The sequence below is a fragment of the Microtetraspora malaysiensis genome, assembly GCF_001528665.1.
In the GTDB taxonomy this organism is placed as follows: domain Bacteria; phylum Actinomycetota; class Actinomycetes; order Streptosporangiales; family Streptosporangiaceae; genus Microtetraspora_A; species Microtetraspora_A malaysiensis.
On the sequence record NZ_BBYJ01000003.1, the window covers coordinates 1 to 876 of the forward strand.

Annotated in this window: 2 protein-coding genes; one reads left to right on the forward strand and one right to left on the reverse strand. The window is 71.2% G+C overall.

The features are described 5' to 3' along the window. On the reverse strand, positions 1–276 hold a 276-nt coding region (locus tag AWQ71_RS43105), incomplete at its 3' end, for a hypothetical protein (protein ID WP_218001585.1). Between the two features lie 101 nt (positions 277–377). On the opposite strand from AWQ71_RS43105, the gene AWQ71_RS43110 reads away from it, so the two are divergent. Next, a partial coding sequence (locus tag AWQ71_RS43110; RefSeq protein ID WP_218001586.1) for a hypothetical protein occupies positions 378–876 on the forward strand: 499 nt, incomplete at its 3' end.

Here is an 876-nt window from a genome sequence, read left to right on the forward strand (position 1 = left end):
GGATGCGTATGCGAAGCCGCGGGTGGTGGGGGATGAGCGGCCGCTGCGGGTGCGGAACGCGGATGTGTTGATCGCGTTGTTGGAGCAGCAGATCGGTACCGAGTTGCTGGTGTTGATCAATGCCGGGTCCCTTCCCGATGACCCTCCCGCTTCTTCACCGGGCGAGACGTCCGGCTTCTCATCAGCGGGAACGCCCACGGCTTCGCGGCCGGAGGCGTCCGACCCCGCGCGCTCCAAGACATCCGGCCCTTCGCGGCCGAAGGCGTCCGACTCCACACCGGCCGGAACGTCCTCCTTCTCGGGTGGGCAGGCGTCTGCCTCTTCGTCGGCTGACGCGTCTGGCTCGCCGGAAGGCAGCGCTCACGATGGCGTGCGGCGTGATCGCCCTGCCCGGGACCATGAGCGGCTCGGCCACAGCGATCAAGACGACACGAGCCGCGAGCAGGACGCCCGCAGCAACGGGCGACCCGACCAGAGCGCTGGGCACGACGCAGGGCATCGCCGGGAAACTCACGACGGCGGGCGGCGGGATGAAGGCACTCGGGGCGACACGGAGGAACGTGGCCAGAGAGCGCCTGGCCAGGGCACTCGCGACGGTGGGCAGCATGGTCGGAGCGCTGGGCGCGACGCGGACGGACGCGGTCAGAGAGCGGAGCGCGGTCAGAGTGCGGGTGGCCGGGGCACCCGGGCCGGTAGGCCGAACGATCGGCCTGCCCGCGATGGCGAACAGCGCAAACAAGGACCGGGACACGCACGGGGACAAGGCCAGGCGCGGGGACCGGGACAGGAACAGGAGCGGGGACAAGCACAGGGGCGGGGTGCGGACTGGGCGACGCCCGGCGGGCTCATCTCAGGACGCACACTGCCCGGGCTGCT